Here is a 22,934-nt window from a genome sequence, read left to right as displayed (position 1 = left end):
AAAAATGGATGAAAACAGAGAAAAAAGAAAGCGGCTCCGTGCAGTGCTCTCCTTTGTGCTCATGGCGGTGCTTCTGATGGTATTGTTTTTTGCAGCCATCAATATCGGAAGCCTGAAGGTTTCCTTCGGAGAGCTGATGAGAGGACTTTTTGTGGAGCGTATTGACGAAGTGGCAACCATCTATGACCTTCGTTTTCCGCGTATCATCATTTCCATGCTGGCAGGAGCCGCCATTGCGGTTTCCGGTGTTCTGTTCCAGGCGGTCCTTAAAAACCCACTGGCAGACCCTGGTATCATTGGTATTTCCAGCGGTGCCAGCTTTGCGGCAGTTCTGATCACAGCTTTTGCACCGGGACTGTATTTCTTTACTCCGCTGGTAGCGTTTTTTGGCGGCGTGGTCGCCTTTTTGATGGTTTACTGTCTGTCCTGGAAGGGCGGCTTAAGTCCTCTTCGTATCATCCTCACCGGTGTGGCAGTAGATGCATTGTTTGCCGGACTTTCCAGCGCTTTTAACAGCATGAGCGGTGGAAATATGTCCGGCGTGGCTTCCATCGTAGAAGCCAATATCACCCAGAAAACCTGGGATGATGTGACAACACTGGTTCCTTATGTTGTGGCAGGGCTTTTCCTGGCATGCCTGTTTATCGGAGAGTGCAACCTGATGTCTCTGGAAGATAAGACAGCACGAAGCCTGGGACTGAACGTCAATGCCACACGAATCGTAATCTCCTTGATCGCGGTACTTCTGGCAAGTATTTCCACAGCCATCGCAGGTGCCATCAGTTTCCTTGGGCTGATCGTGCCACATATCGGAAGGATCCTAGTGGGAAGTGACCACAGGGCACTGGTTCCGTTTTCTGCACTTGCGGGAGCCTTTACCTTCCTTCTGGCAGATACCATCGGAAGGACCATTGCAGCTCCCTATGAGATCAGTGCGGCAGTTGTGATGAGCGTGGTAGGTGGTCCGTTCTTTATCATTCTCTTAAGGAGGTCAAAAAAATATGGTGACTGATACACAGAATACGGAAAAAAAACGACCTGCCATGGAGGTAAAGAATGTATGCTTTTCCTATGGTAAAAACGAGATATTAAAAGGCGCGTCCCTTAAGATAGAAAAAGGCAAGGTGACGACCATTATGGGAGCCAACGGATGCGGTAAATCCACACTTTTTTCCCTGATGACCAAAAACCTGGACCCTGCAAAGGGAAAAGTCCTTCTGGGAGGAAAAAACATCGCAAGGTTGCGTCTGAATGAATTTGCCAGAAAAGTGGCCATTGTACATCAGTACAATACGGCGGCGGATGACATCACCGTGGAGCGTCTGGTTTCTTTCGGAAGAACGCCTCATCTTGGGATGATGGGAATCCGTGGAGAAGAGGATGAGCGGTATGTGAACTGGGCCATGGAAGTGACCAATGTTTCACAGTTTCGTGAGAGGGAATTATCCAGGCTTTCCGGCGGACAGCGCCAGCGTGTATGGATCGCTATGGCGCTTGCACAGGGAACCGAGATCCTTTTTCTGGATGAGCCGACTACATATCTGGATATCCGTTATCAGATCGAGATTCTGGAGCTTGTGCGGAGGCTGAACCGGGAATTTGGCATGACCATCGTTATGGTCCTTCATGACATCAACCAGTCGATCTATTTTTCCGACAAGATCATCGGTCTCGCCGGTGGAAAAGTCATCGTGGAAGGCGAGCCGGAAGAAGTGATCACAGAGGAAAGCATTCATGAACTTTATGGTATTGATCTGAAGGTGGCCCGGGTGGACGGCCGGAAATTTGTACTGACAGTATGAGATGCCATCGGGATAAGAACCCGGGAAAGGAAAGAAAATGAGAAATCCATTGAAAATATTCTGGATCCTGCTGGGATTCCTCTGTCTGGGGCTTGGCACGGTGGGAGTGGTACTTCCGATCCTGCCTACGGTTCCCTTTTATATGGCAACGCTGTTCTGCTTTGCAAAAAGCTCGGAACGGCTCCATACCTGGTTTATAGGAACAGACCTTTATAAAAAACATCTGGACAGTTTTGTGCAGAAAAGAGCCATGACGCTTGGAACCAAATGCAAGATCATCGGCATGGTGACCGTAGTTATGGTCATCGGATTTATCTGCATGAAAAATGTGCCTGTGGGAAGAATCTGTATAGCCGTTGTGTGGGCATGCCACATTCTGTATTTCTTCCTCAGGGTAAAAACTGTGGAGCCGGAGGTGTGAGCAGCCAATGATCAAGACAAGACTGGTGGGACTTTTGTCCCACGCAAAAAAATATATCGTGTATACGATCCTGTGGCAGTGGCTTGCCCTGCTGTCCCAGGTGATCGCCGTTTTTTCCATTGCAGGGCTGCTGGAAAAAGTGATTTACGGTTCCGTTACTTCAGAAAGTGTAAAACGGACAGTTCTTACGCTGATTCTGGTTTTTGTAATCCGCTTCTTCTGTGAGCGGATGGGCGCAAGGTCGTCCTATCTGGCCTGCGTGGATGTAAAGCGGATCCTCAGAGAAAAAATTTATGAAAAAATGCTGAAGCTGGGTGCTTCCTACAGAGAGCAGGTTTCCTCCTCTGAAGTGGTGCAGGTTTCCACAGAAGGTGTGGAGCAGCTGGAAACCTATTTTGGAAAATATCTCCCCCAGCTGTTTTACAGCCTGATCGCACCGGTAACACTCTTTGTGATCCTCTGCCGGGTGAGCTTAAAAGCCAGCGTGGTACTTCTGATCTGTGTGCCGCTGATTCCCATTTCCATTGTGGTGGTACAGAAGATCGCCAGGAAGCTTCTTAACAAATACTGGAGCATTTATACAGGACTTGGAGATTCCTTCCTGGAAAATCTTCAGGGTCTGACTACCTTAAAGATCTATCAGGCAGACCAGCAGAAAGCAGACGAGATGGATGCGGAGTCCCAGCGGTTCCGCCAGATTACCATGAAGGTTTTAACCATGCAGCTGAATTCCACCAGTGTGATGGATATTGTGGCTTACGGCGGTGCGGCCATTGGTATGGCGGTGGCGGTGACGGAGTTTCTACATGGGAATTTAAACCTTTCCGGAACCCTCTGCATTGTGCTTCTGTCCAGTGAGTTTTTTCTGCCGTTGCGGCTGCTTGGATCCTTTTTTCATATTGCCATGAACGGTATGGCTGCCAGTGATAAGATTTTCCGGATATTGGATATTTCAGAGCCGAAAACCGGAGAGAAGACTCTGCCGGAGGGCGGTCTGGATATTTCTTTTCGGGATGTGCATTTTTCCTATGAGAAGGACCGTGAGATCCTTGGTGGGATCGATCTTCAGGTTCCTGCTGGAAGATTTGTTTCCCTGGTTGGAGAGTCCGGCTGTGGTAAGAGTACCATTGCGGGAATCCTTTCCGGAAAGAACCGGGAGTTTTCCGGTGATATCTGTATCGGAGGAGTTGCCCTGGGGGACGTTCGTGAAGATGACCTGATGGAACATGTGGTTTTGGTGCGCCACAACAGTTATCTCTTTAAGGGAACAGTCCGTGAAAATCTTCAGATGGCAAAAACGGATGCCACGGATCAGGAAATGCGTGAGGTCCTTAAGAAGGTCAATCTCCTTGGATTTCTGGATACCCAGAACGGGCTGGATACGGTCCTTCTGGAAAAGGCGGGAAATCTTTCAGGGGGTCAGTGCCAGCGCCTTGTGATCGCAAGAGCACTTCTTAAAAATGCTCCGGTATACATCATGGATGAGGCAACTTCCAATATTGATGTGGAAAGTGAAGAACTGATCATGGATGTGATCCATGAGATTGCAAAAACAAAGACCGTGCTTCTGATCTCCCACAGACTTGCCAATGTGGTGGAGTCTGATCAGATCTGTTTTCTGAAAGACGGCCAGATCAAAGAGCGTGGAAAACACGAAGAGCTGATGACTCTGGATGGCGATTACCGTCATCTGTATGAGAGCCAGATGGCGCTGGAGAATTATGGAAAGGAGGGGAATGTGTGATGACCAGGAAGCGTAGAAGTGCCATTGCCATTATGGGAAGTCTTATCGGGCTGGTAAAACCCCTTCTCCATATTATGCTGGCGGCTATTCTTTTAGGAACCGTGGGATACTTATGTGCCATTTTCCTGACCATCCTGGCAGGGCAGGTGATCCTCCATGGCCTGGCAGGAAGTGCAGCAGGTGCCGGGATTTCTGGTATTCCGGAGGTTGTTATAAAGAGTACCTGGCTTGCCGGAACTTCTGTGAAAGGGATCATTGCCGTTATGATCCTGATTGCGGTGTTCCGTGGTATCCTTCATTATGTGGAGCAGTATTGTAACCATTTTATCGCGTTTAAACTTCTGGCGATCATCCGCCATAAGGTATTTGCGGTTTTGCGTAAGCTCTGCCCTGCGAAGCTGGAAGGTCGTGACAAAGGGAACCTGATCTCCATTATCACCACGGATATTGAACTTCTGGAAGTTTTTTATGCGCATACCATTTCCCCCATTGCTATTGCAACACTGACTTCTGTGATCATGGTAGTTTTTATCGGAAGATATCATGTGATTGCCGGAGTTCTGGCTCTGGCCGCCTATCTGATCGTAGGTGTGGTGATTCCCCTGTGGAATGGAAAGCATGGAAGTCAGAAGGGTATGGAATTCCGTACGGAGTTTGGTGAGCTGAACAGTTTTGTGCTGGATTCTCTCCGTGGCCTTGATGAAACCATCCAGTACAATCAGGGTGAAAAGAGAAAAGGCCAGATGTCTGACCGTTCTCGGAAGCTTGCGGGAATGCAGGAAGACTTAAGCCGTATGGAAGGCTCTCAGAGATCATTTACGAATCTGATGATCCTGCTTGCGTCCTTTGGAATGCTGGCGCTGACGATCCATCTTTATGGAAAAGGTGAGATCGGTTTTGACGGAATCCTGACCTGTACCATTGCCATGATGGGATCTTTTGGACCGGTTGTGGCACTGTCCAGCCTTTCCAATAACCTGAATCAGACACTGGCAAGTGGTGAGCGTGTGCTGTCCCTTCTGGAGGAGAAACCACTGGTGGAGGAGATTCCGGATGGAATCGAGTTTCACGCAGTTGGAAGGTTTAATGATGTGGAGAAACAAGATGAACCGGAACGGATAACAGCTGGTATGTATGTTAAGGGTTGGGAAAAAGATGGAGCATACAGCTCTGATTCGGAGAAGATTGAAAATGAATCTGTTGTTGGATTTACAGGTGCAGAAGTCTCTCATGTGACATTCGCATATGAAGATGAAACCATCCTGGACGACTACTCCCTGAAACTTGCACCGGGTAAGATCACCGGTATCCATGGAGCCAGCGGTTCCGGAAAATCCACGCTTTTAAAGCTTCTGATGCGTTTTTGGGATGTAAGTGCAGGCAGCATTTTCGTAGATAACAGAAATGTAAAAGAGATTCCGACACGCAGGCTCCGTGATCTGGAAAGCTATGTGACACAGGAAACCCACCTGTTTCACGATTCCATTGCAAACAATATCGCCATCGCAAAGCCGGGAGCAACCCGTGAGGAGATCATGAGGGCCGCAAAAAAAGCCTCCATCAATGACTTCATTATGACCCTTCCAAAAGGATATGACACAGAAGTCGGAGAACTGGGAGACACTCTCTCCGGCGGTGAAAAGCAGAGAATCGGAATCGCAAGAGCCTTCCTCCACGACAGCTCGCTCCTTCTTCTGGACGAGCCAACCTCCAATCTGGATTCCCTGAACGAAGGCATCATCCTGAAATCCCTGAAGGAAGATAAAGCCAACCGTACCGTCGTGCTGGTGTCACACAGAACTTCTACGATGAAAGTAGCGGATGTGGTGTATGAGATGGAGAATGGGAGAGTGTCGTGATATAGATGCTCTTGTGCGAGTAAAATATATTGCGATTTTCGATACACATTTGTTATAATAGCTCCAGGAAACTATTGTGTTAAGTCCAATCTGAAAAGGAGTGCATATGACTTTATATCATGGAAGTAAAGATATAGTAGAGTATCCGGAAATCAGAAAAGCCCGATTTAACAAAGATTTCTACTTTGGCTTCTATTGTACGAACATCGAAAAACAGGCAGAACGGTGGGCGACAAGGTATGGAGAAAAGAGATACATTAACAGGTACGAGTATACAGAAAATACAGAATTAAAAATTCTTAGATTTGAGAAAATGACAGAAGAATGGCTGGACTTTATTATTTCCTGTCGAAGTGGACAAGCACATCAGTATGATATTGTGGAAGGACCGATGGCAGATGATACGATCTACAATTACCTGCAAAACTATCTGGATGGTAAGATTTCAAGATCTGCTTTCTGGGAACTGGTAAAATTTAAGTACCCCACACATCAGATCAGTTTTCATACAGTTTCGGCATTGGATACTTTGGAATTTGCAGGAAGTGAGGTCGTATATGGCGAAAAAAAATAATAACAATTTATTTTTTACCTGTAGCCTGATTGAGTATATAGGACGAAACAGAAAACAACATCGGCGGGAAATCACAGATTATCTTGGCAGAGAAAACATAAAGAGAATATACGATTATGCGGATGTATTTCACTGTGAGCCAATACAAAAAGTTGCAGCAGAGTTTATGGAGCAATGCAATATTCCAGAAGGAAAATTTGACAATGTATCCATGTGCAGATATACGGTTCCGGATTACTGGGATATTGGAGAAGTATATGAGCGATTAATAGAAGACATATATGATGATGCGGAAATCGAAAAAGGAATATGGGATATTTATCATTCCTGGATTGATGCACATATTTCGGACTATAATACAGATTTTTATTATCAGCCGAGAGATTATATAGCAGCATGCTATAAAGCGGGAGAAATCCTGTAAAAGATAAACAGAAATTCAAATCGCAATTAACACTTGCATTTAACAGACATTGGTGTTACAATGAACGAAACTAAGAACTTGTTGGCATAGGAGTGGGCGAGAGCCCGCTCCTATTTGCTGAGAAGGAATTTGTTCAGAAACAGGCAGAAATAGGAAAGGCAGGTGGGAAGCATGAGCAGACGGGAAGAATATGAACAGAAGACAGAGGCGATCCTTACACCGATCGTGGAGTCCAGGGGCTTTGAGCTGGTAGATGTGGAGTATGTCAAGGAAGCCGGAACCTGGTATCTCAGAGGCTATATCGACAAGCCGGGCGGAATCACAGTCAATGACTGCGAGGATGTAAGCCGTGCATTCAGCGATATACTGGATGAGCAGGATTTCATCGAGGACAGCTACATTATGGAGATCAGTTCTCCGGGACTTGACCGGCCTCTTAAAAAAGAAAAAGACTTTAAGAGAAGCCTTGGCAAGCTGGTGGAAATCCGTACCTACCGGCCCATCGAGAAACAGAAGGAATTCTGCGGTATTTTAAATGCATATGATAGTAACAGTGTGACAATTGATGAAGACGGCACAGAACGTACCTTTGATAAAAAAGATATTGCCCTGATTCGTCTCGCAATCGAATTCTAAAAGAGAATCGAATCTGTAAAATTCAGGAGGAAAAAAGAAAAATGAGCAGAGATTTAAGAGATGCGCTGGACGTTCTCGAAAAAGAGAAAAACATCAGTAAGGATACACTGCTGGAAGCAATTGAGCAGTCACTGATCCAGGCATGTAAGAACCATTTCGGAAAGGCAGATAACGTTCACGTTATGATCGATCCGGAGACCTGTGACTTCAGTGTTTACGCTGACAGAACTGTTGTAGAGCATGTGGAGGATCCGGCGCTGGAGATTTCTCTGGTGGATGCACAGAAAACAAACACGAACGCAGAGATCGGTGATGTTATGAAGGTTGAGATCCAGTCCAGGGAATTCGGACGTATCGCAACCCAGAACGCAAAGAATGTCATTCTTCAGAAAATCCGTGAGGAAGAGCGTAAAGTTCTTTACGATCAGTACTATGGAATCGAAAAAGAAGTGGTAACCGGTATTGTTCAGAGAGTAATGGGCAAAAATGTCAGCATCAACCTTGGTAAGGCAGATGCAGTCCTTACAGAGAACGAACAGGTAAAGGGTGAGACCTTCCAGCCAACTGAGCGAGTAAAAGTTTACATTCTTGAAGTTAAGGATACACCGAAGGGACCGCGTATCCTGGTTTCCAGAACACATCCCGGTCTTGTAAAGAGACTTTTCGAGTCCGAGGTTGCAGAGGTAAGAGACGGTACCGTTGAGATCAAGAGCATTGCCCGTGAGGCAGGCTCCCGTACCAAGATCGCTGTATGGAGCAACGATCCGGATGTAGATGCTGTGGGAGCATGCGTTGGTATGAACGGCGCACGTGTAGGTGCAGTTGTTAACGAGCTTCACGGTGAGAAGATCGATATCATCAACTGGGATGAGAACCCGGCGATCCTTATCGAGAATGCATTAAGCCCTGCAAAGGTTATCGCAGTTATGGCTGACCCGGATGAGAAGACCGCACTGGTCGTAGTTCCGGATTACCAGCTTTCCCTTGCTATCGGTAAGGAAGGACAGAACGCACGTCTTGCTGCAAGACTTACAGGCTTCAAGATCGACATCAAGAGCGAGACACAGGCAAGAGAGTCCGGTGACTTCTACGATGATTACGATGAGGAACACGAGGAAGCAGAGGAAGAAATGACAGAAGAGGCTGTTTCCGAAGAGCTTGAAGAAGCAGAGGAAGATACAGAAGAGACAGAAACAGAAGCTGAAAAAACAGCAGATGGAGATGCCGAAGAATAATGAAAACGAGAACCAAGATTCCCATGCGTCAGTGTACCGGCTGCAGGGAAATGAAAAGCAAAAAGGAAATGATACGAGTTCTCAGGACATCAGAGAACGAGATCATCCTGGACGCTACAGGTAAGAAAAACGGACGCGGCGCATACCTTTGTTTCTCAGAGGAATGCCTGGAAAAGGCTATCAAAAACCATGGCCTGGAGCGTTCCTTGAAAATGGCAGTTCCGGATGAAGTGTATCAGAACCTCAAAAAGGAGTTTGGATCAATTGAAAAACAATAAGGTTTTATCACTCATCGGACTTGCGACAAAAGCAGGAAAAACAGTGAGCGGAGAATTTTCCACAGAGAAATCCGTAAAAACGGGAAAAGGTTTCCTGGCACTGGTGGCAGATGATGCCTCCGAAAACACAAAAAAGAAATTTCGGAATATGTGTACCTATTATGAAGTTCCGTTATATTTCCTTTCAGACAAAGAGAGCCTGGGCAGAGCAATGGGCAAAGAATTCCGTGCCAGCCTTGCCGTGCAGGACGAAAATTTTGCAAAGGCGATCATGAAGGCGCTGGAAAAAGAATCCGGCAGATAACCTGCATGATACAGGCGTCTGTAAGGAGGTTTGACGATAGAAATGATAAAAGATAAATTCAACAGATCGGGAAAGGAGCAATATAGACAATTGGATACTCCAAAAACAGAAGAAAAGACAACAACGGTGAATACAGAGGGTAACAAATCTGAAGCACCGAAAAAGAAGAAAAATATCATCCGTGTATTTCATGCACAGAATGCCAGCGATGGCGGTAAAGGAAGAAGAAAACCGGCAGCAGGCGAGAGAAAGGGACCGGCACGTCTACAGAACGGCGGTCAGAGAAGCACAGGAGCAAACACAAGAAACGGTGAGCCCGGTGAGCAGAGAAACGGTCAGAATGGCCAGAATCGTACTCAGGGCGGAAGACCGCAGGGCAACCGTCCGGAAGGAAGAAGAGACGGAAATCGTGACGGAAGAACCTTCGAGGGAAGAAGAGACGGCGGAAATCGTTTTGGCGGAAACCGTTCCCAGAATGGTGAGGGACGTCCGGCAAGACAGGGCGAGGGAAACAGAGGCCCACGTCAGAATGACGGAAGAGGCGGAAGCCGTTTCGGCGGTGGAGCAAACCGTGGCCAGGGAGGTCAGGGCGGAAGCTTTGAAGGAAGAAGAGACGGAGGAAGTCGTTTCGGCGGTGGAGCAAACCGTGGCCAGGGAGGCCAGGGCGGACGTTCCGAAGGCGGAAGAGGCGGAGACAACCGTTTCAGCGGAGCAAACCGTGGTGGCCAGGGCGGCGGACAGCGTCCGGGACAGAGAAGAAGCGGTGGCTCTTCAGATGCTGTATTCACTCCGGAGCTGACCAAGACATCCAAGGACAGCAAGCGTGAGCGTGACAGAGAGAATAAGAACAAGAAGAAAGAATTCGAGAAAGGTACCCAGGGCGGACGCAGACCAAATCAGGGCGGACGCAGACCGAATTCCAGAATCCCGAAAGCACTTCAGAAACCGAATCCACAGCCGAAGCAGGAAGAGAAGAAACCGGAGATCAAGGAGATCACCATTCCGGAGAAGCTTACTATCCGTGAGCTTGCGGACGCGATGAAGATGCAGCCGTCAGTGATCGTTAAGAAGCTTTTCATGGAAGGTGTCATGGTAACCGTAAACCAGGAGATCGATTTTGAAAAGGCAGAGGAGATCGCACTTGGCTTTGATATCATTGCTGAGAAGGAAGAAAAGGTGGATGTGATCGCAGAGCTCCTCAAAGAGGACGAAGAGGATGAGGATGATATGGTTCCGAGACCTCCGGTAGTCTGTGTTATGGGTCACGTTGACCATGGTAAAACATCTCTTCTGGATGCAATCCGTAATACAAACGTAACCAGAGGCGAGGCCGGCGGAATCACACAGCACATCGGTGCTTACGTGGTAAATATCAAAGGCCAGAAGATCACATTCTTGGATACACCGGGACATGAGGCGTTCACAGCTATGCGTATGCGTGGTGCCAACGCTACAGATATCGCAGTTCTGGTCGTTGCCGCAGACGATGGTGTAATGCCGCAGACAGTAGAGGCGATCAGTCATGCAAAGGCAGCAGGTGTTGAGATCATCGTTGCCATCAATAAGATCGATAAACCAAGTGCAAATGTTGAGCGTGTAAAACAGGAACTTTCCGAGTATGAACTGATTCCTGAGGACTGGGGCGGAAGTACCATCTTTGTTCCGGTATCCGCACATACAGGAGAAGGAATTGAGAACCTTCTTGAGATGATCCTTCTTACTGCTGAGGTTTCCGAGCTCAAAGCCAATCCGAACCGTGAGGCAAGAGGTCTTGTTATTGAGGCTCAGCTTGATAAGGGTAAAGGACCGGTTGCTACTATCCTTGTTCAGAAGGGTACTCTTCATGTGGGAGATTTTATTGCTGCAGGTGCATGCAACGGCAAGGTACGTGCAATGATGGATGATAAGGGTCGTCGTGTAAAAGAGGCAGGTCCGTCTACTCCGGTTGAAATCCTCGGACTTGGTGATGTTCCTAATGCAGGTGAGATCCTGATGTCCTTTGAGAGCGATAAAGAAGCCAAGAATTTTGCAGGCGCATTCGTTACAGAGAACAAGAGCCGTCTCCTCGAGGAGACCAAAGGCAAGCTTTCTCTGGATAACCTGTTTGACCAGATCCAGGCAAGCGATCTTAAGGAGCTTCCAATCATCGTCAAGGCTGATGTACAGGGATCTGTTGAGGCTGTAAAACAGAGCCTTACCAAGCTTTCCAACGAGGAAGTTGTCGTTAAGGTGATCCATGGTGGTGTAGGCGCCATCAATGAGTCTGATGTCAGCCTTGCTGCAACATCCAATGCGATCATCATCGGCTTTAACGTACGTCCGGATACTACAGCAAAACAGCTTGCTGAGCAGGAGGGTGTTGACCTTCGACTTTATAAAGTCATTTATCAGGCGATCGAGGATGTAGAGGCAGCTATGAAGGGTATGCTGGATCCTGTATTCGAGGAGAAGGTTATCGGTCACGCAGAAGTTCGTCAGCTGTTCAAGGCATCCGGTGTCGGAACAATCGCAGGAAGCTATGTGCTGGATGGTACATTCCAGCGTAACTGTAAGGTTCGTATCACACGAGGTGAGGATCAGATCTTCGAGGGTGAGCTTGCATCCCTGAAGAGATTTAAGGATGATGTCAAGGAAGTTCGTGCCGGATATGAGTGCGGTCTTGTATTTAATGACTTTAATGATGTCAAAGAAGAAGATAAAGTCGAAGCATATATCATGGTAGAGGTACCAAGATAGGAGTGATTCGTAATGAGAAAAAACAGCATTAAAAATACACGTGTGAATGGTGCAGTTCAAAAAGAACTCAGCACCATCATACACAGCGAGATCAAGGACCCCAGAATTCATCCGATGACTTCTGTGACAGCTGTTGAGGTGGCACCGGATCTTAAGACCTGCAAAGCTTACATCAGTGTGCTGGGCGAGAAACAGGCCAAGGATTCCACCCTCCGGGGCTTAAAGAATGCAGAGGGCTATGTTCGGAGAGAATTGGCCAGAAGACTGAATCTCCGCAATACACCGGAGATCCGTTTTGTTCTGGATGAGTCTATTGAATATGGTGTAAATATGTCAAAGAAGATTAATGACGTAATGAGTGGGATGGAAACAGAGGAATAGGTGGAAAAAATGAAAAACATTTCAGAAATACTGGAAAATGTAAAAACCGTTGGCATTGGCGGTCACATCCGTCCGGATGGGGACTGCATTGGTTCCTGTATGGCTCTGTATCTCTATATCCGGAAATATTTTCCTGATATAGAAGCAGATGTTTATCTGGAAGACCGGAAACCTGTATTTGATTACATTGACAGAATGGATGAGGTTAAGGCAGAAGCAGAAGAAGATAAGGTGTATGATCTTTTTATCACCTGCGATGTCAGTGCACTGGACAGACTTGCAGTTGCCCGGAAATATTTCGATGCAGCAAAAAAAACAGCCTGCATTGATCATCATGTGAGCAATAACGGATTTGCGGATGTCAATCATGTAAGAGGCGAGATCAGCTCTGCCAGCGAAGTTCTTTACGGACTTCTGGATTCAGACAAGATCGATCGTTCCATTGCGGTTCCTATTTATACGGGAATGGCACATGATACCGGCGTGTTCCAGTATTCTTCCACAACACCGGAAACCATGAGGATCGCCGGAGAACTGATGAAAACAGGATTTGATTTCAGCAGGATCATCGATGAGTCCTTTTACCAGAAAACATATCTTCAGAATCAGGTCATGGGACGTGTCCTGGCAGAAAGTATTCTCCTTCAGGGCGGTAAGTGCGTGGTCGGATATCTGAAAAAACGGGAGATGGATTTCTACAGTGTGGAAGGAAAGGATCTGGAGGGAATCGTGAGCCAGCTCCGTCTGACTGCAGGTGTGGAGGTTGCGATCTTTATCTATGAGATGCAGACGCAGCTCTTTAAGGTATCTCTCCGTTCCAATGGTAAGGTGGATGTAAGCAAGATTGCCGTATTTTTCGGAGGCGGCGGACATGTGCGTGCAGCCGGCTGTGATATGCAGGGCTCCATGTACGATGTGATCAACAACCTTACCGCTGAAATTGAAAAACAGCTTGCGGAGGAGTAAAGATAAGATCATGGACGGAATACTTGTGATCCGAAAGGAAAAAGGTTATACCTCTCATGATGTTGTTGCAAAGCTGCGTGGGATTCTCCACATGAAAAAGATCGGCCATACCGGGACTCTGGATCCGGCAGCAGAGGGAGTACTTCCTGTTGCACTGGGCAAGGGGACCCGGCTGGTGGAGCTTCTTACAGAAAAAGAAAAAACATATGAGGCGGTTTTAAGGCTGGGAGTTTCCACAGATACCCAGGACATGACCGGAGCTGTTCTTTCTGAGAAACCTGTGACCGTCACGGAAGAGGAAGTCCGTGAGGCAGTGGGATCCTTTGTGGGAGAACAGCTGCAGATCCCTCCTATGTATTCGGCTCTGAAGGTAAATGGAAAGAAGCTTTACGAACTGGCCAGAGAAGGAAAAACCATAGAGCGTAAGCCACGCCCTGTGGTTTTTTATGAGATAAGGATACTGGATATGGAGCTTCCGCTGGTACGCATAAGCGTTACCTGCAGCAAGGGCACCTATATCCGTACACTTTGCAATGACATCGGAGAAAAATTGGGCTGCGGCGGGGCCATGGAAGAGCTGCTTCGGACCAGGTCCGGAAATTTCACTCTGGAAGAGAGCATGACACTTTCACAGGTGGAGGAAGCAGTTATCGGTGGAACCATCGGGGAAAAGCTTGTTTCCATCGAGGATGTACTTTCCATGTATCCGGTCCTTACCTGTACACCGGAGGGAGACAGGCTTCTTAATAACGGAAACCCGCTTCCAGAGGAACTGGTACAGGGAGGCAGCAGGGAAGAGAAAGTCCGGATGTATAAAAGCAGCGGAAATTTCACAGGAATATACGGCTGGGATGAAAGAAAACAGAAATACGTACCCATCCGCATGTTTTTTGTATGACACTTTATAAGAACTTGCAGGAGCAGCAGAAGATATGGAATACTTGAAGATCGACGGAGAATTTCCGCGCCTTTCAAAGAGTGCGGTGACACTTGGAAAATTTGACGGCATACACCGTGGACATCAGAAACTGGTTGAGAAGATCCTGGAGCAGAAAGAAAAAGGTCTGCAGACGGTTCTTTTTTCTCTTGGTATCGGCAGCCAGATGATCTTTACAAAAGATGAACGATGTCAGCTTCTTGAGAAAGCAGGCGTGGATGTGCTGATCGAATGTCCGCTGGATAACCGGATCCGTCATATGAAAGCGGAAACCTTTGTTAAAGAAATCCTGGTGGGAGATCTTCAGGCAGAGCATGTTGCAGTTGGAGAAGATTTCAGGTTCGGGTATGAACGTAAAGGAACACCACAGCTTCTGGAGACTATGGGAAGGAAGCTTGGCTTTACTGTGGATGTTGTTCCGAAAGAAATGGAAGGCCGCAGAAAGATCAGCAGTACATTTATCCGTGAGGAACTGAAAAAGGGAAATATGGAAAAGGTTAATGATCTGCTGGGAATCCCCTTTTTTGTGGACGGTGTGATCGAACATGGAAGAGGGATGGGACACAAGGTTCTTCTTCCCACTACCAATATCGTTCCTGCAAAAGAAAAGCTGATGCCGCCAAATGGCGTTTATGATACAGTGTCCCATTTTAAGGACAGAACCCTTTGCGGGATCACAAACGTAGGATATAAACCAACCATCGGAGAGAAATTTCTGGGTGTTGAGACGTATCTTTTTGATTGTGAGGAGGATCTGTACGGAGAGCCCTGCAGAGTGGAATTTTTTCATTATTCCAGACCGGAGAAGCGCTTTTCGTCCATAGAAGCACTGAAGCAGCAGCTCCTGAAGGATGCAGAAAAGGGAAAGGCTTATTTCCACAGTCTCGAAAAATAAAAACTTTCGGGAAAAACTTTTCGAAAAAACAGTTTACAGGTCAGAAACCGTGTGCTATACTGTTCGAGGTGAAAAAAGCCAGTATTCAGAAGCCGGAGACTCCGACCACTTCTTAATACCCGGCGTTTAATTAAAATTTCAAGGAGGAAACAACAATGATTTCTAAAGAGAAGAAAACAGCGATCATGAAAGAGTATGCAAGAACAGAGGGTGACACAGGTTCACCGGAGGTTCAGGTTGCAGTTCTTACAGCAAGAATCCAGGAGCTCACAGAGCATCTTAAAACACACCACAAAGATCATCATTCCAGAAGAGGTCTTCTGAAAATGGTAGGTCAGAGACGTGGCCTTCTTGCTTATCTTAAGAAAACAGACATCGAAAGATACCGTGCACTGATTGAGAAATTAGGTTTAAGAAAATAATTGCTACGGGAGGGGCGGATGATTCCATCCGCCCCATTTTAACATGTGTGATAAACACAGACGGAATTACCGCAGGAGTGATTTCCGAGACTACTGAAAAGCCCATTTCCGGTCGAGATCTTTTTCAAAGGAAGTGGTCTTTTCAGTTGTTTCGGGCTCCTGTCAGATATTAATATAATAAGAAAAGGAGAACGAACATGTACAAAAGTTATTCCATGGAACTTGCAGGAAGAACACTGACTGTAGATATCGGACGTGTAGCGAAACAGGCCAATGGTGCTGCTCTTATGCACTACGGTGATACTACAGTCCTTGCTACTGCTACCGCATCCAAAGAGCCGAGAGAAGGGATCGATTTCTTCCCGTTAAGTGTTGAGTATGAGGAGAAGATGTATGCAGTAGGAAAGATCCCGGGAGGCTTCAACAAGAGAGAGGGCAAGGCAAGCGAGCATGCGATCCTTACATCCCGTGTTATCGACCGTCCGATGCGTCCGCTGTTTCCGAAGGATTACAGAAATGACGTAACTCTGGTAGATATGGTTATGTCTGTTGATCCGGAATGCAATCCGGAGATCCCGGCTATGCTTGGTTCTTCCATTGCAACCTGTATTTCTGATATCCCATTTGACGGTCCATGCGCAACCACACAGGTTGGTATGATCGACGGCGAGTTTATCATCAACCCGACACTTGCACAGAAGGCAGTTTCTGATCTTCAGCTTACGGTTGCTTCTACAAGAGAGAAGGTTATCATGATCGAGGCCGGAGCTAATGAGATCCCGGAAGATAAGATGATCGAGGCTATCTACAAGGCTCATGAAGTGAACCAGGAGATCATCAGATTCATCGACCAGATCGTAGCAGAGTGCGGAAAAGAGAAACATTCCTATGAGTCCTGTGCAGTACCTCAGGAGCTTTTTGATGAGATCAAGAAGATCGTTCCTCCGGAAGAGATGGAGGTTGCCGTATTCTCTGATGACAAGCAGACACGTGAGAATAACATCAGCGAGATCACTGATAAGCTGAAAGAAGCTTTTGCAGACAATGAGGAATGGCTTGCCGTTCTCGGTGAGGCTGTATATCAGTACCAGAAGAAGACTGTCCGTAAGATGATCCTCAAAGATCATAAACGACCGGACGGACGTGAGATCAGACAGATCCGTCCGCTGGCTGCAGAGACAGATATCATCCCGAGAGTTCATGGTTCTGCCATGTTCACAAGAGGACAGACTCAGATCTGTACCGTTACTACACTTGCTCCTCTTACAGAGGCACAGCGCCTTGACGGACTGGATGAGTTTGAGACATCCAAGAGATATATGCACCACTACAACTTCCCGTCCTACTCTGTAGGTGAGACCAAGCCTTCCAGAGGACCGGGACGTCGTGAGATCGGTCACGGAGCACTTGCTGAGAGAGCACTGGTACCGGTACTTCCTACAGAGGAAGAATTCCCATATGCAATCCGTACCGTATCTGAGACATTTGAGTCCAACGGCTCCACATCCCAGGCAAGTATCTGTGCATCTACCATGTCACTGATGGCTGCCGGTGTACCGATCAGAAAACCGGTTGCAGGTATTTCCTGCGGACTTGTTACAGGTGAAACAGACGATGATTACATCGTTCTTACAGATATCCAGGGCCTTGAGGACTTCTTCGGAGATATGGACTTTAAGGTAGCCGGAACACATGACGGAATCACAGCAATTCAGATGGATATCAAGATCCATGGTCTTACAAGACCGATCGTTGAGGAAGCGATCCGCAGAACAAAAGAGGCAAGAGAATATATCCTGACAGAAGTTATGGAGAAATGTATCGATAAGCCTCGTACAACTGTTGGGGAGTTTGCTCCGAAGATCATCCAGATCCAGATCGATCCGCAGAAGATCGGTGATGTAGTCGGACAGAGAGGAAAGACTATCAACACGATCATCGAGCGTACAGGTGTGAAGATCGACATCACAGATGACGGCGCAGTTTCCATTTGCGGAACAGACCAGAAGGGGATGGATGAAGCAAAACGTATGATTGAGATCATCACTACCGAGTTTGAGGCAGGACAGATCTTTACAGGACGCGTAGTCAGCATCAAAGAGTTTGGCGCATTCCTTGAGTTTGCACCGGGCAAGGAGGGAATGGTACACATTTCCAAGATCTCCAAACAGAGGATCAACCGTGTTGAGGATGTTCTCACACTTGGCGACAAAGTTAAGGTTATCTGCCTTGGCAAGGACAAGATGGGAAGAATCAGCTTCAGCATGAAGGATGTACCGGAAGAAGCATAAATGATGAGATATCACAATATTACCAAGGACGATATGTTAAACGGAGACGGACTTCGTGTAGTGCTCTGGGTAGCCGGCTGTTCACACGGCTGCCGGGAGTGCCAGAATCCCATTACCTGGGATCCGAATGGAGGTCTGCCCTTTACGGACAGCGAGCGAGCTGAGATATTTGCAGAGCTGGACAAGGATTATATCAGCGGGATCACCTTTTCAGGAGGCGATCCTCTGCATCCTTCCAATATCGCTGAGGTAACAGCTCTTGCAAGAGAGATCAGAGAGAAGTATCCGGATAAGACGATCTGGCTGTATACGGGTTCTCTCTGGGAAGAAATCCAGCAGTACGAGATCATCCATTATCTGGATGTATGCGTGGACGGGGAATTTCAGGTGGACAAGAAAGAAGTTCTTCTAAAATGGAAAGGCTCCTCAAATCAGAGGGTGATCGATGTAAAGGCATCACTTCGTGAGAACCGTGTGGTTCTGTACGCGGAGTGATCAGAGGTTTTTTCTGAAATTACCTATTGGGAGTGGGACGAAAAATGAAAAGAATTGCGAAATTTCACAAGGTAAGTTTTGAACAGTTTGCAAAGGACTGGAAGGATACCTTTGAACAGTATTCAGAAGAGGAAATCCGAAATATCTACGACAGTCTGAAGCTTCCGAAGAGAGCTACGACCGGAAGTGCAGGATATGATTTTTATGCACCTGTGGATGTGACCATGAAGCCAGGTGAGATCGTAAAGATACCGACCGGTATCCGTGTAGAGATGGAAGAGGGCTGGGTCCTGAAATGTTATCCGAGAAGCGGACTGGGATTTAAATTCCGGCTGCAGTTGAATAACACAGTGGGAATCATTGACAGCGATTATTTCTTTTCCGACAACGAAGGTCATATCTTTGCCAAGCTGACTAACGATACAAGAGAAGATAAAACGATCCAGATCCCGGCAGGAACCGGTTTTATGCAGGGAATATTTGTAGAATACGGAATCACCGTGGATGACGATGCGGATGCAGTAAGAAACGGCGGCTTCGGAAGTACCACAAAATAAAACAAAAGCCCGGAAGGCGGAGGTGTGAAGACCACATACATCCGATTTTCCGGGCTTGTTTTGTGTAGTTACCGCTTTCCGATAAATGCACTGTTTAGCTGAGAGGTGCGTCTGCCACCTCGTTTGCACGTGCTTTTTCCACGACTGCGTTAAAGGCATTTGCGGCAGCGCCGTACTCTTCATCATCTTCAATGTTTGCCAGCATCGGATCGCCGTCTGCTGTGCGGGAGAAACTGTAGAGATAAACCTCACCGGTTTCATTCTGGCCGTTCTCATCCAGTGGGAGAAGTGCGATATATTCTTTGTTCTCTACAGGGAAAATAGTAAGGATGGCACATTCTACCTCAGTATCATCATCCATAGTCAGGGTGATGGTATGATGTGCCTCATCTACCCTGCTTTCGCAGTTAGCTGTGCAGGAAGCGCAGTCGCTTGGTGCACATCCGCTTTTGTTAAATTCATCACTCATAAAAAAATCCTCCGTTCTGCTGCTGCCTGTAAATAAGAGGGCAGCTCTGCATGATATAGAGAACATTTTAACAGATATGACGTAGAACAGCAACAAAATATTTGAGAGCCTGAGAAAACTTTCAAAATATTTTTTGCTTAATCCGACAATGTGAGATATAATAAAATATGACGAAAAAATGAGGAGAAAATATAAAAATATGAAATTTATTTCCTGGAATGTAAATGGGATCCGGGCCTGTATCACCAAGGGCTTTGAGGAACGCTTTCATGAGCTGGATGCGGATATTTTCTGTCTGCAGGAGACGAAATGCCAGCAGGGACAGGTGAAACTGGAACTTCCCGGATATTATCAGTACTGGAACTACGCAAACCGCAGAGGCTATTCAGGTACAGCCATTTTTACAAAGAGGGAGCCATTGTCTGCAGTTTACGGGATCGGGATAGAGGAGCATGATAAAGAAGGACGTGTCATCACGCTGGAATTCGAAGAGTATTATTTTGTGACTGTATATACTCCTAACTCCCAGAGCGAGCTCCGCCGTCTGGAATACCGTATGAAATGGGAAGAGGATTTTTTGGCTTATCTTCTGAAACTGCAGGAGAAGAAACCGGTGATCTGCTGTGGCGACCTTAATGTGGCACATCAGGAGATCGATCTCAAGAATCCGAAGAGCAACCGCAAAAATGCAGGCTTTACGGATGAAGAGAGAGCCTGCTTTACCAGAGCTCTCGAGAGCGGCTTTATTGATACATTCCGCTATTTTTATCCGGATAAAGAGGGCGTTTACTCCTGGTGGTCCTATCGCTTCCGTGCACGAGAGAAGAATGCCGGCTGGCGTATCGACTATTTCCTTGTTTCCCCTTCCCTGAAAGAAAAGCTTCAGGATGCGAAGATCCACGGAGAGATCATGGGATCCGATCATTGCCCGGTTGAGCTGGATATTGATCTGTGACGGATCCGGTGAAACGGATTTCCATGGATTTGAATAACAAAAAGAGAAAAGGAGGAGTTGCCTTGGCAAGCCGCAGATTAGGTCGAGTGGAAAAGGGTCAGCCGCTGATACTTGGAGCCAACAAAATGGAGGGCGGTTATAATTTTGCAGTGGAGGCATCGGAGGATTCCGAAGTGTCCCTGCTTTTATATAAAAAAAGAGGAGCTGCCGCACCGGTGGAGATCGTTTTTCCAAAGGATTTCCACACAGGACGTGTGTGGGCACTGAAGCTGTGCAGTGCTTCTCTGAAGGAGTTTGAATATAATTATAAAATAGATGGTGAGATCGTGCAGGATCCGTATGCATACGGACTTCACGGGAGAGAGCATTTCGGAGTACCTTACGATCCGGAAAAGGAGGTCCGCTGCCGTTCCCTTAATGAGAATGTTTCCGGCTGGGAAAATGAAACTGCACCGGCAGTCGAATACGAAAATATGATCCTGTACAAGCTTCATGTCCGTGGTTATACGAAGCTTGCCAGAAAGATGGTTTCCCATAAGGGGACTTTTCTTGGCCTGACAGAGATGATCCCTTACTGGAAAGAACTTGGGATCAATGCCATTGAACTGATGCCTGCCTATGAATTCTGTGAGGTTCCGATCAGTAAACCGAAGGAAGGCAGTGAACACATCAAGACCCGTCGAAAGGAAAATGTAGTGAATTACTGGGGCTATGCATCCGGCTTTTATTTCAGCCCGAAGAGTGCTTACTGCAGCACCAGAGAACCGGAGCAGGAATTTCGGTATCTGATCCGGGAACTGCACAAGAACGGCATTGCCTGTATCATGGAATTCTATTTTCCGGAGGAAACAGACAGTCTGATGGCTCTTCGAGCCCTGCAGTTCTGGAGAGATTTTTACCATGTAGATGGATTTCATGTGCTGGGTGAGGGCTTTAACCGGGAGATGCTTCTTCGGGATGGAATCCTTTCCGGAGCAAAACTGATCTTCCAGGGCTTTGATTTTGATCATTTTTACAGAGGAAAGCTTCCGGCCAGACGCTGCGGAGCGGAGAGCAATATGAATTTTCTCCAGGATATGCGCCGTTTTCTGAAAAGCGATGAAGGTATGGTGGAGGCTGCAGCATGGCATATCCGTCATAACAGCGAGAATCATGGAGTGATCAATTACATGGTCTGCCAGGACGGATTTACCATGAATGACCTGGTGAGCTACAATTATAAACATAACGAGGCCAATGGCGAAGGCAATCAGGACGGAAGCAGCTATAATTATTCCTGGAACTGCGGTGTGGAAGGCCCTACCCGTAAGGTTTCCGTCCGTCAGATGAGAGAACGCCAGATTAAAAATGCCTTTCTGATGATGCTGCTGAGTCAGGGTGTTCCCATGATTTATCACGGTGATGAATTCGGCAATTCCCAGAACGGAAACAATAATGCCTACTGTCAGGATAATGCTACCGGCTGGACAGACTGGAAGGGCCTTTCCAGAAACCAGGGGCTGAGGGAATTTGTAAAGGATGCCATTGCTTTTCGTAAGGCCCATCCCGTTCTTCATATGCCGGTGGAACTGAAAGGGGTAGATTATCTGACCAGGGGGTTTCCGGATGTGTCTCTTCACGGGGAACGTGCCTGGTATCTGAGCTATGAGAATACCAGCAGGCTTCTTGGTATGATGTACTACGGAGCCTATGCAAGGGAAAAAGAGGATCTGGAGGCTGCAGAGGATGATTTTATTTACATCGGCTATAATTTCCACTGGGAAAACCGGAGCCTTGCTCTGCCCAATATCCCGGAAGGCATGTGCTGGAAAAAAATCACAGATACCTCTCTTCACGGAACAGGATTCTGTCTGGAGGAGGAAGAAGAATATAAAAAATCAATCGAAATAGGCCCCCGCGCCATTGTGGTATTGCTGGGCAGACAGGAGGCGAAGAAAGATGCGATCATGGCACCCGTGGCTGCACTTCAGGACCATCACGAGGCATAAGCTTCTGGTGATGAAATATTGTTTTCGTATCGGGTTATATAAGCAGGGGTTGCTTCATGACCTGTCCAAATATTCCCCGACGGAATTTCTGGTAGGCTGTAAATATTATCAGGGGACAAGAAGCCCCAACAACGCAGAACGTGAGGCAACCGGCGTATCCATGTCCTGGCTGCACCATAAGGGAAGAAACAGACACCATTTTGAACATTGGGTAGACTATTCCCTTGACGGTGAGCATGTGATCATGGGAGCCAGAATGCCCAGAAAATATGTGGCGGAAATGGTCATGGACCGAATCAGTGCATCCAGAAACTATCTGGGAGAGGAATATACCTATCATGAACCATTGCAGTATTTTCTGAAAAGCAAGGAGAAGCTGTGGTTTATCCACCCACAGACAAAGAAAGAACTGGAGGGACTTCTCCGGATTCTGGATAAATACGGAGAGGATAAGACCCTGTGGTATATCCGCAATGTATATCTATGTGATAACCGCGGAAAAAAAGTGAAAAGCCCTGGGAAAAAGCTTCGAAATCACAGATAGGGGTGTATTTTTGGCAAGTTG

General features: G+C 47.0%; 24 protein-coding genes. 23 read left to right on the top strand and 1 reads right to left on the bottom strand.

Annotated elements, in window-relative coordinates; all coding sequences use genetic code 11:
- Window positions 1-4 precede the first annotated feature (4 nt).
- The 20 genes from V9W66_RS03200 (at window position 5) to V9W66_RS03105 (ending at window position 18,957) form a co-directional block, all read left to right on the top strand.
- The gene (locus V9W66_RS03200; protein WP_144093493.1) at window positions 5-1,012 is read left to right on the top strand and encodes a FecCD family ABC transporter permease; all 1,008 of its coding nucleotides are present in this window, start codon (window positions 5-7) and stop codon (window positions 1,010-1,012) included.
- Window positions 1,002-1,802, top strand: a complete 801-nt coding sequence (locus V9W66_RS03195) for an ABC transporter ATP-binding protein (RefSeq protein WP_227752286.1) — start codon at window positions 1,002-1,004, stop codon at window positions 1,800-1,802. Before V9W66_RS03200 ends, V9W66_RS03195 begins: the two co-directional genes overlap by 11 nt.
- Window positions 1,803-1,839: 37 nt before the next feature.
- Window positions 1,840-2,223, top strand: a complete 384-nt coding sequence (locus V9W66_RS03190; RefSeq protein ID WP_144093495.1) for a YbaN family protein — start codon at window positions 1,840-1,842, stop codon at window positions 2,221-2,223.
- Between the two features lie 7 nt (window positions 2,224-2,230).
- The gene (locus V9W66_RS03185) at window positions 2,231-3,967 is read left to right on the top strand and encodes an ABC transporter ATP-binding protein/permease (RefSeq protein WP_144100427.1); all 1,737 of its coding nucleotides are present in this window, start codon (window positions 2,231-2,233) and stop codon (window positions 3,965-3,967) included.
- Entirely contained in the window at window positions 3,967-5,826 is a 1,860-nt protein-coding gene (locus V9W66_RS03180; protein WP_144100424.1) for an amino acid ABC transporter ATP-binding/permease protein, read from the top strand. The genes V9W66_RS03185 and V9W66_RS03180 overlap by 1 nt, the downstream gene beginning before the upstream one ends.
- A gap of 106 nt (window positions 5,827-5,932) precedes the next feature.
- Window positions 5,933-6,400, top strand: coding sequence for a DUF3990 domain-containing protein (locus V9W66_RS03175; protein WP_144095793.1), 468 nt, complete (start codon window positions 5,933-5,935; stop codon window positions 6,398-6,400).
- Window positions 6,384-6,824 (top strand): hypothetical protein, encoded by a 441-nt coding sequence (locus V9W66_RS03170; RefSeq protein ID WP_021650313.1) that lies wholly within the window; start codon window positions 6,384-6,386, stop codon window positions 6,822-6,824. Before V9W66_RS03175 ends, V9W66_RS03170 begins: the two co-directional genes overlap by 17 nt.
- Before the next feature lie 171 nt (window positions 6,825-6,995).
- Complete coding sequence (gene rimP / locus V9W66_RS03165; protein ID WP_021650312.1) at window positions 6,996-7,460, top strand: ribosome maturation factor RimP; 465 nt, start codon at window positions 6,996-6,998, stop codon at window positions 7,458-7,460.
- Window positions 7,461-7,501: 41 nt separating this feature from the next.
- On the top strand, window positions 7,502-8,695 hold the full coding sequence (gene nusA / locus V9W66_RS03160; protein WP_144095795.1) for a transcription termination factor NusA: 1,194 nt from the start codon (window positions 7,502-7,504) through the stop codon (window positions 8,693-8,695).
- Window positions 8,695-8,973 (top strand): RNase P modulator RnpM, encoded by a 279-nt coding sequence (rnpM, locus tag V9W66_RS03155; RefSeq protein ID WP_015525795.1) that lies wholly within the window; start codon window positions 8,695-8,697, stop codon window positions 8,971-8,973. Before nusA ends, rnpM begins: the two co-directional genes overlap by 1 nt.
- Window positions 8,960-9,277 (top strand): L7Ae/L30e/S12e/Gadd45 family ribosomal protein, encoded by a 318-nt coding sequence (locus tag V9W66_RS03150; protein ID WP_021650310.1) that lies wholly within the window; start codon window positions 8,960-8,962, stop codon window positions 9,275-9,277. Before rnpM ends, V9W66_RS03150 begins: the two co-directional genes overlap by 14 nt.
- A gap of 42 nt (window positions 9,278-9,319) precedes the next feature.
- On the top strand, window positions 9,320-12,013 hold the full coding sequence (gene infB / locus V9W66_RS03145; protein WP_144095799.1) for a translation initiation factor IF-2: 2,694 nt from the start codon (window positions 9,320-9,322) through the stop codon (window positions 12,011-12,013).
- 12 nt (window positions 12,014-12,025) lie between these two features.
- Window positions 12,026-12,394, top strand: a complete 369-nt coding sequence (gene rbfA / locus V9W66_RS03140; RefSeq protein ID WP_015525797.1) for a 30S ribosome-binding factor RbfA — start codon at window positions 12,026-12,028, stop codon at window positions 12,392-12,394.
- A gap of 9 nt (window positions 12,395-12,403) precedes the next feature.
- Entirely contained in the window at window positions 12,404-13,360 is a 957-nt protein-coding gene (locus V9W66_RS03135; protein ID WP_144095802.1) for a DHH family phosphoesterase, read from the top strand.
- Between the two features lie 7 nt (window positions 13,361-13,367).
- Complete coding sequence (gene truB, locus V9W66_RS03130; RefSeq protein WP_420313843.1) at window positions 13,368-14,258, top strand: tRNA pseudouridine(55) synthase TruB; 891 nt, start codon at window positions 13,368-13,370, stop codon at window positions 14,256-14,258.
- Window positions 14,259-14,292: 34 nt separating this feature from the next.
- A complete protein-coding gene (ribF, locus tag V9W66_RS03125; RefSeq protein ID WP_144095806.1) occupies window positions 14,293-15,192 on the top strand; it encodes a riboflavin biosynthesis protein RibF in 900 nt (299 codons plus the stop codon).
- 155 nt (window positions 15,193-15,347) lie between these two features.
- Window positions 15,348-15,614 (top strand): 30S ribosomal protein S15, encoded by a 267-nt coding sequence (gene rpsO / locus V9W66_RS03120; RefSeq protein ID WP_015525801.1) that lies wholly within the window; start codon window positions 15,348-15,350, stop codon window positions 15,612-15,614.
- Between the two features lie 197 nt (window positions 15,615-15,811).
- On the top strand, window positions 15,812-17,905 hold the full coding sequence (locus V9W66_RS03115; protein ID WP_118625421.1) for a polyribonucleotide nucleotidyltransferase: 2,094 nt from the start codon (window positions 15,812-15,814) through the stop codon (window positions 17,903-17,905).
- A gap of 3 nt (window positions 17,906-17,908) precedes the next feature.
- Window positions 17,909-18,400 carry an anaerobic ribonucleoside-triphosphate reductase activating protein gene (gene nrdG, locus V9W66_RS03110; RefSeq protein WP_144095876.1) on the top strand — a complete coding sequence of 164 codons (492 nt, stop codon included), beginning with the start codon at window positions 17,909-17,911 and terminating at the stop codon, window positions 18,398-18,400.
- Window positions 18,401-18,444: 44 nt separating this feature from the next.
- A complete protein-coding gene (locus tag V9W66_RS03105; protein ID WP_015525804.1) occupies window positions 18,445-18,957 on the top strand; it encodes a deoxyuridine 5'-triphosphate nucleotidohydrolase in 513 nt (170 codons plus the stop codon).
- Window positions 18,958-19,051: 94 nt separating this feature from the next.
- On the opposite strand, the gene V9W66_RS03100 is transcribed toward V9W66_RS03105, so the two are convergent.
- A complete protein-coding gene (locus V9W66_RS03100) occupies window positions 19,052-19,426 on the bottom strand; it encodes a DUF1292 domain-containing protein (RefSeq protein WP_144095809.1) in 375 nt (124 codons plus the stop codon).
- A 199-nt stretch (window positions 19,427-19,625) separates the two neighbouring features.
- Between V9W66_RS03100 and V9W66_RS03095 the strand changes: the two genes are divergently transcribed.
- The 3 genes from V9W66_RS03095 to V9W66_RS03085 all read left to right on the top strand — a co-directional run bounded on the left by V9W66_RS03095 (window position 19,626) and on the right by V9W66_RS03085 (window position 22,913).
- A complete protein-coding gene (locus V9W66_RS03095) occupies window positions 19,626-20,381 on the top strand; it encodes an exodeoxyribonuclease III (protein WP_144095811.1) in 756 nt (251 codons plus the stop codon).
- A 62-nt stretch (window positions 20,382-20,443) separates the two neighbouring features.
- Window positions 20,444-22,369: a Type II secretory pathway, pullulanase PulA and related glycosidase gene (locus tag V9W66_RS03090; protein WP_243121831.1), complete on the top strand. Its 1,926-nt coding sequence runs from the start codon at window positions 20,444-20,446 to the stop codon at window positions 22,367-22,369.
- A complete protein-coding gene (locus tag V9W66_RS03085; RefSeq protein ID WP_021977109.1) occupies window positions 22,320-22,913 on the top strand; it encodes a DUF5662 family protein in 594 nt (197 codons plus the stop codon). Before V9W66_RS03090 ends, V9W66_RS03085 begins: the two co-directional genes overlap by 50 nt.
- Window positions 22,914-22,934 lie beyond the last annotated feature (21 nt).

Origin of the sequence: Blautia massiliensis (ex Durand et al. 2017) (assembly GCF_051861785.1) — a bacterium.
Classification (GTDB): Bacteria; Bacillota; Clostridia; order Lachnospirales; family Lachnospiraceae; genus Blautia_A; species Blautia_A luti_A.
Note: the sequence above shows the minus strand (reverse complement) of the source record. Positions and strands in the feature narration are given on the sequence as shown.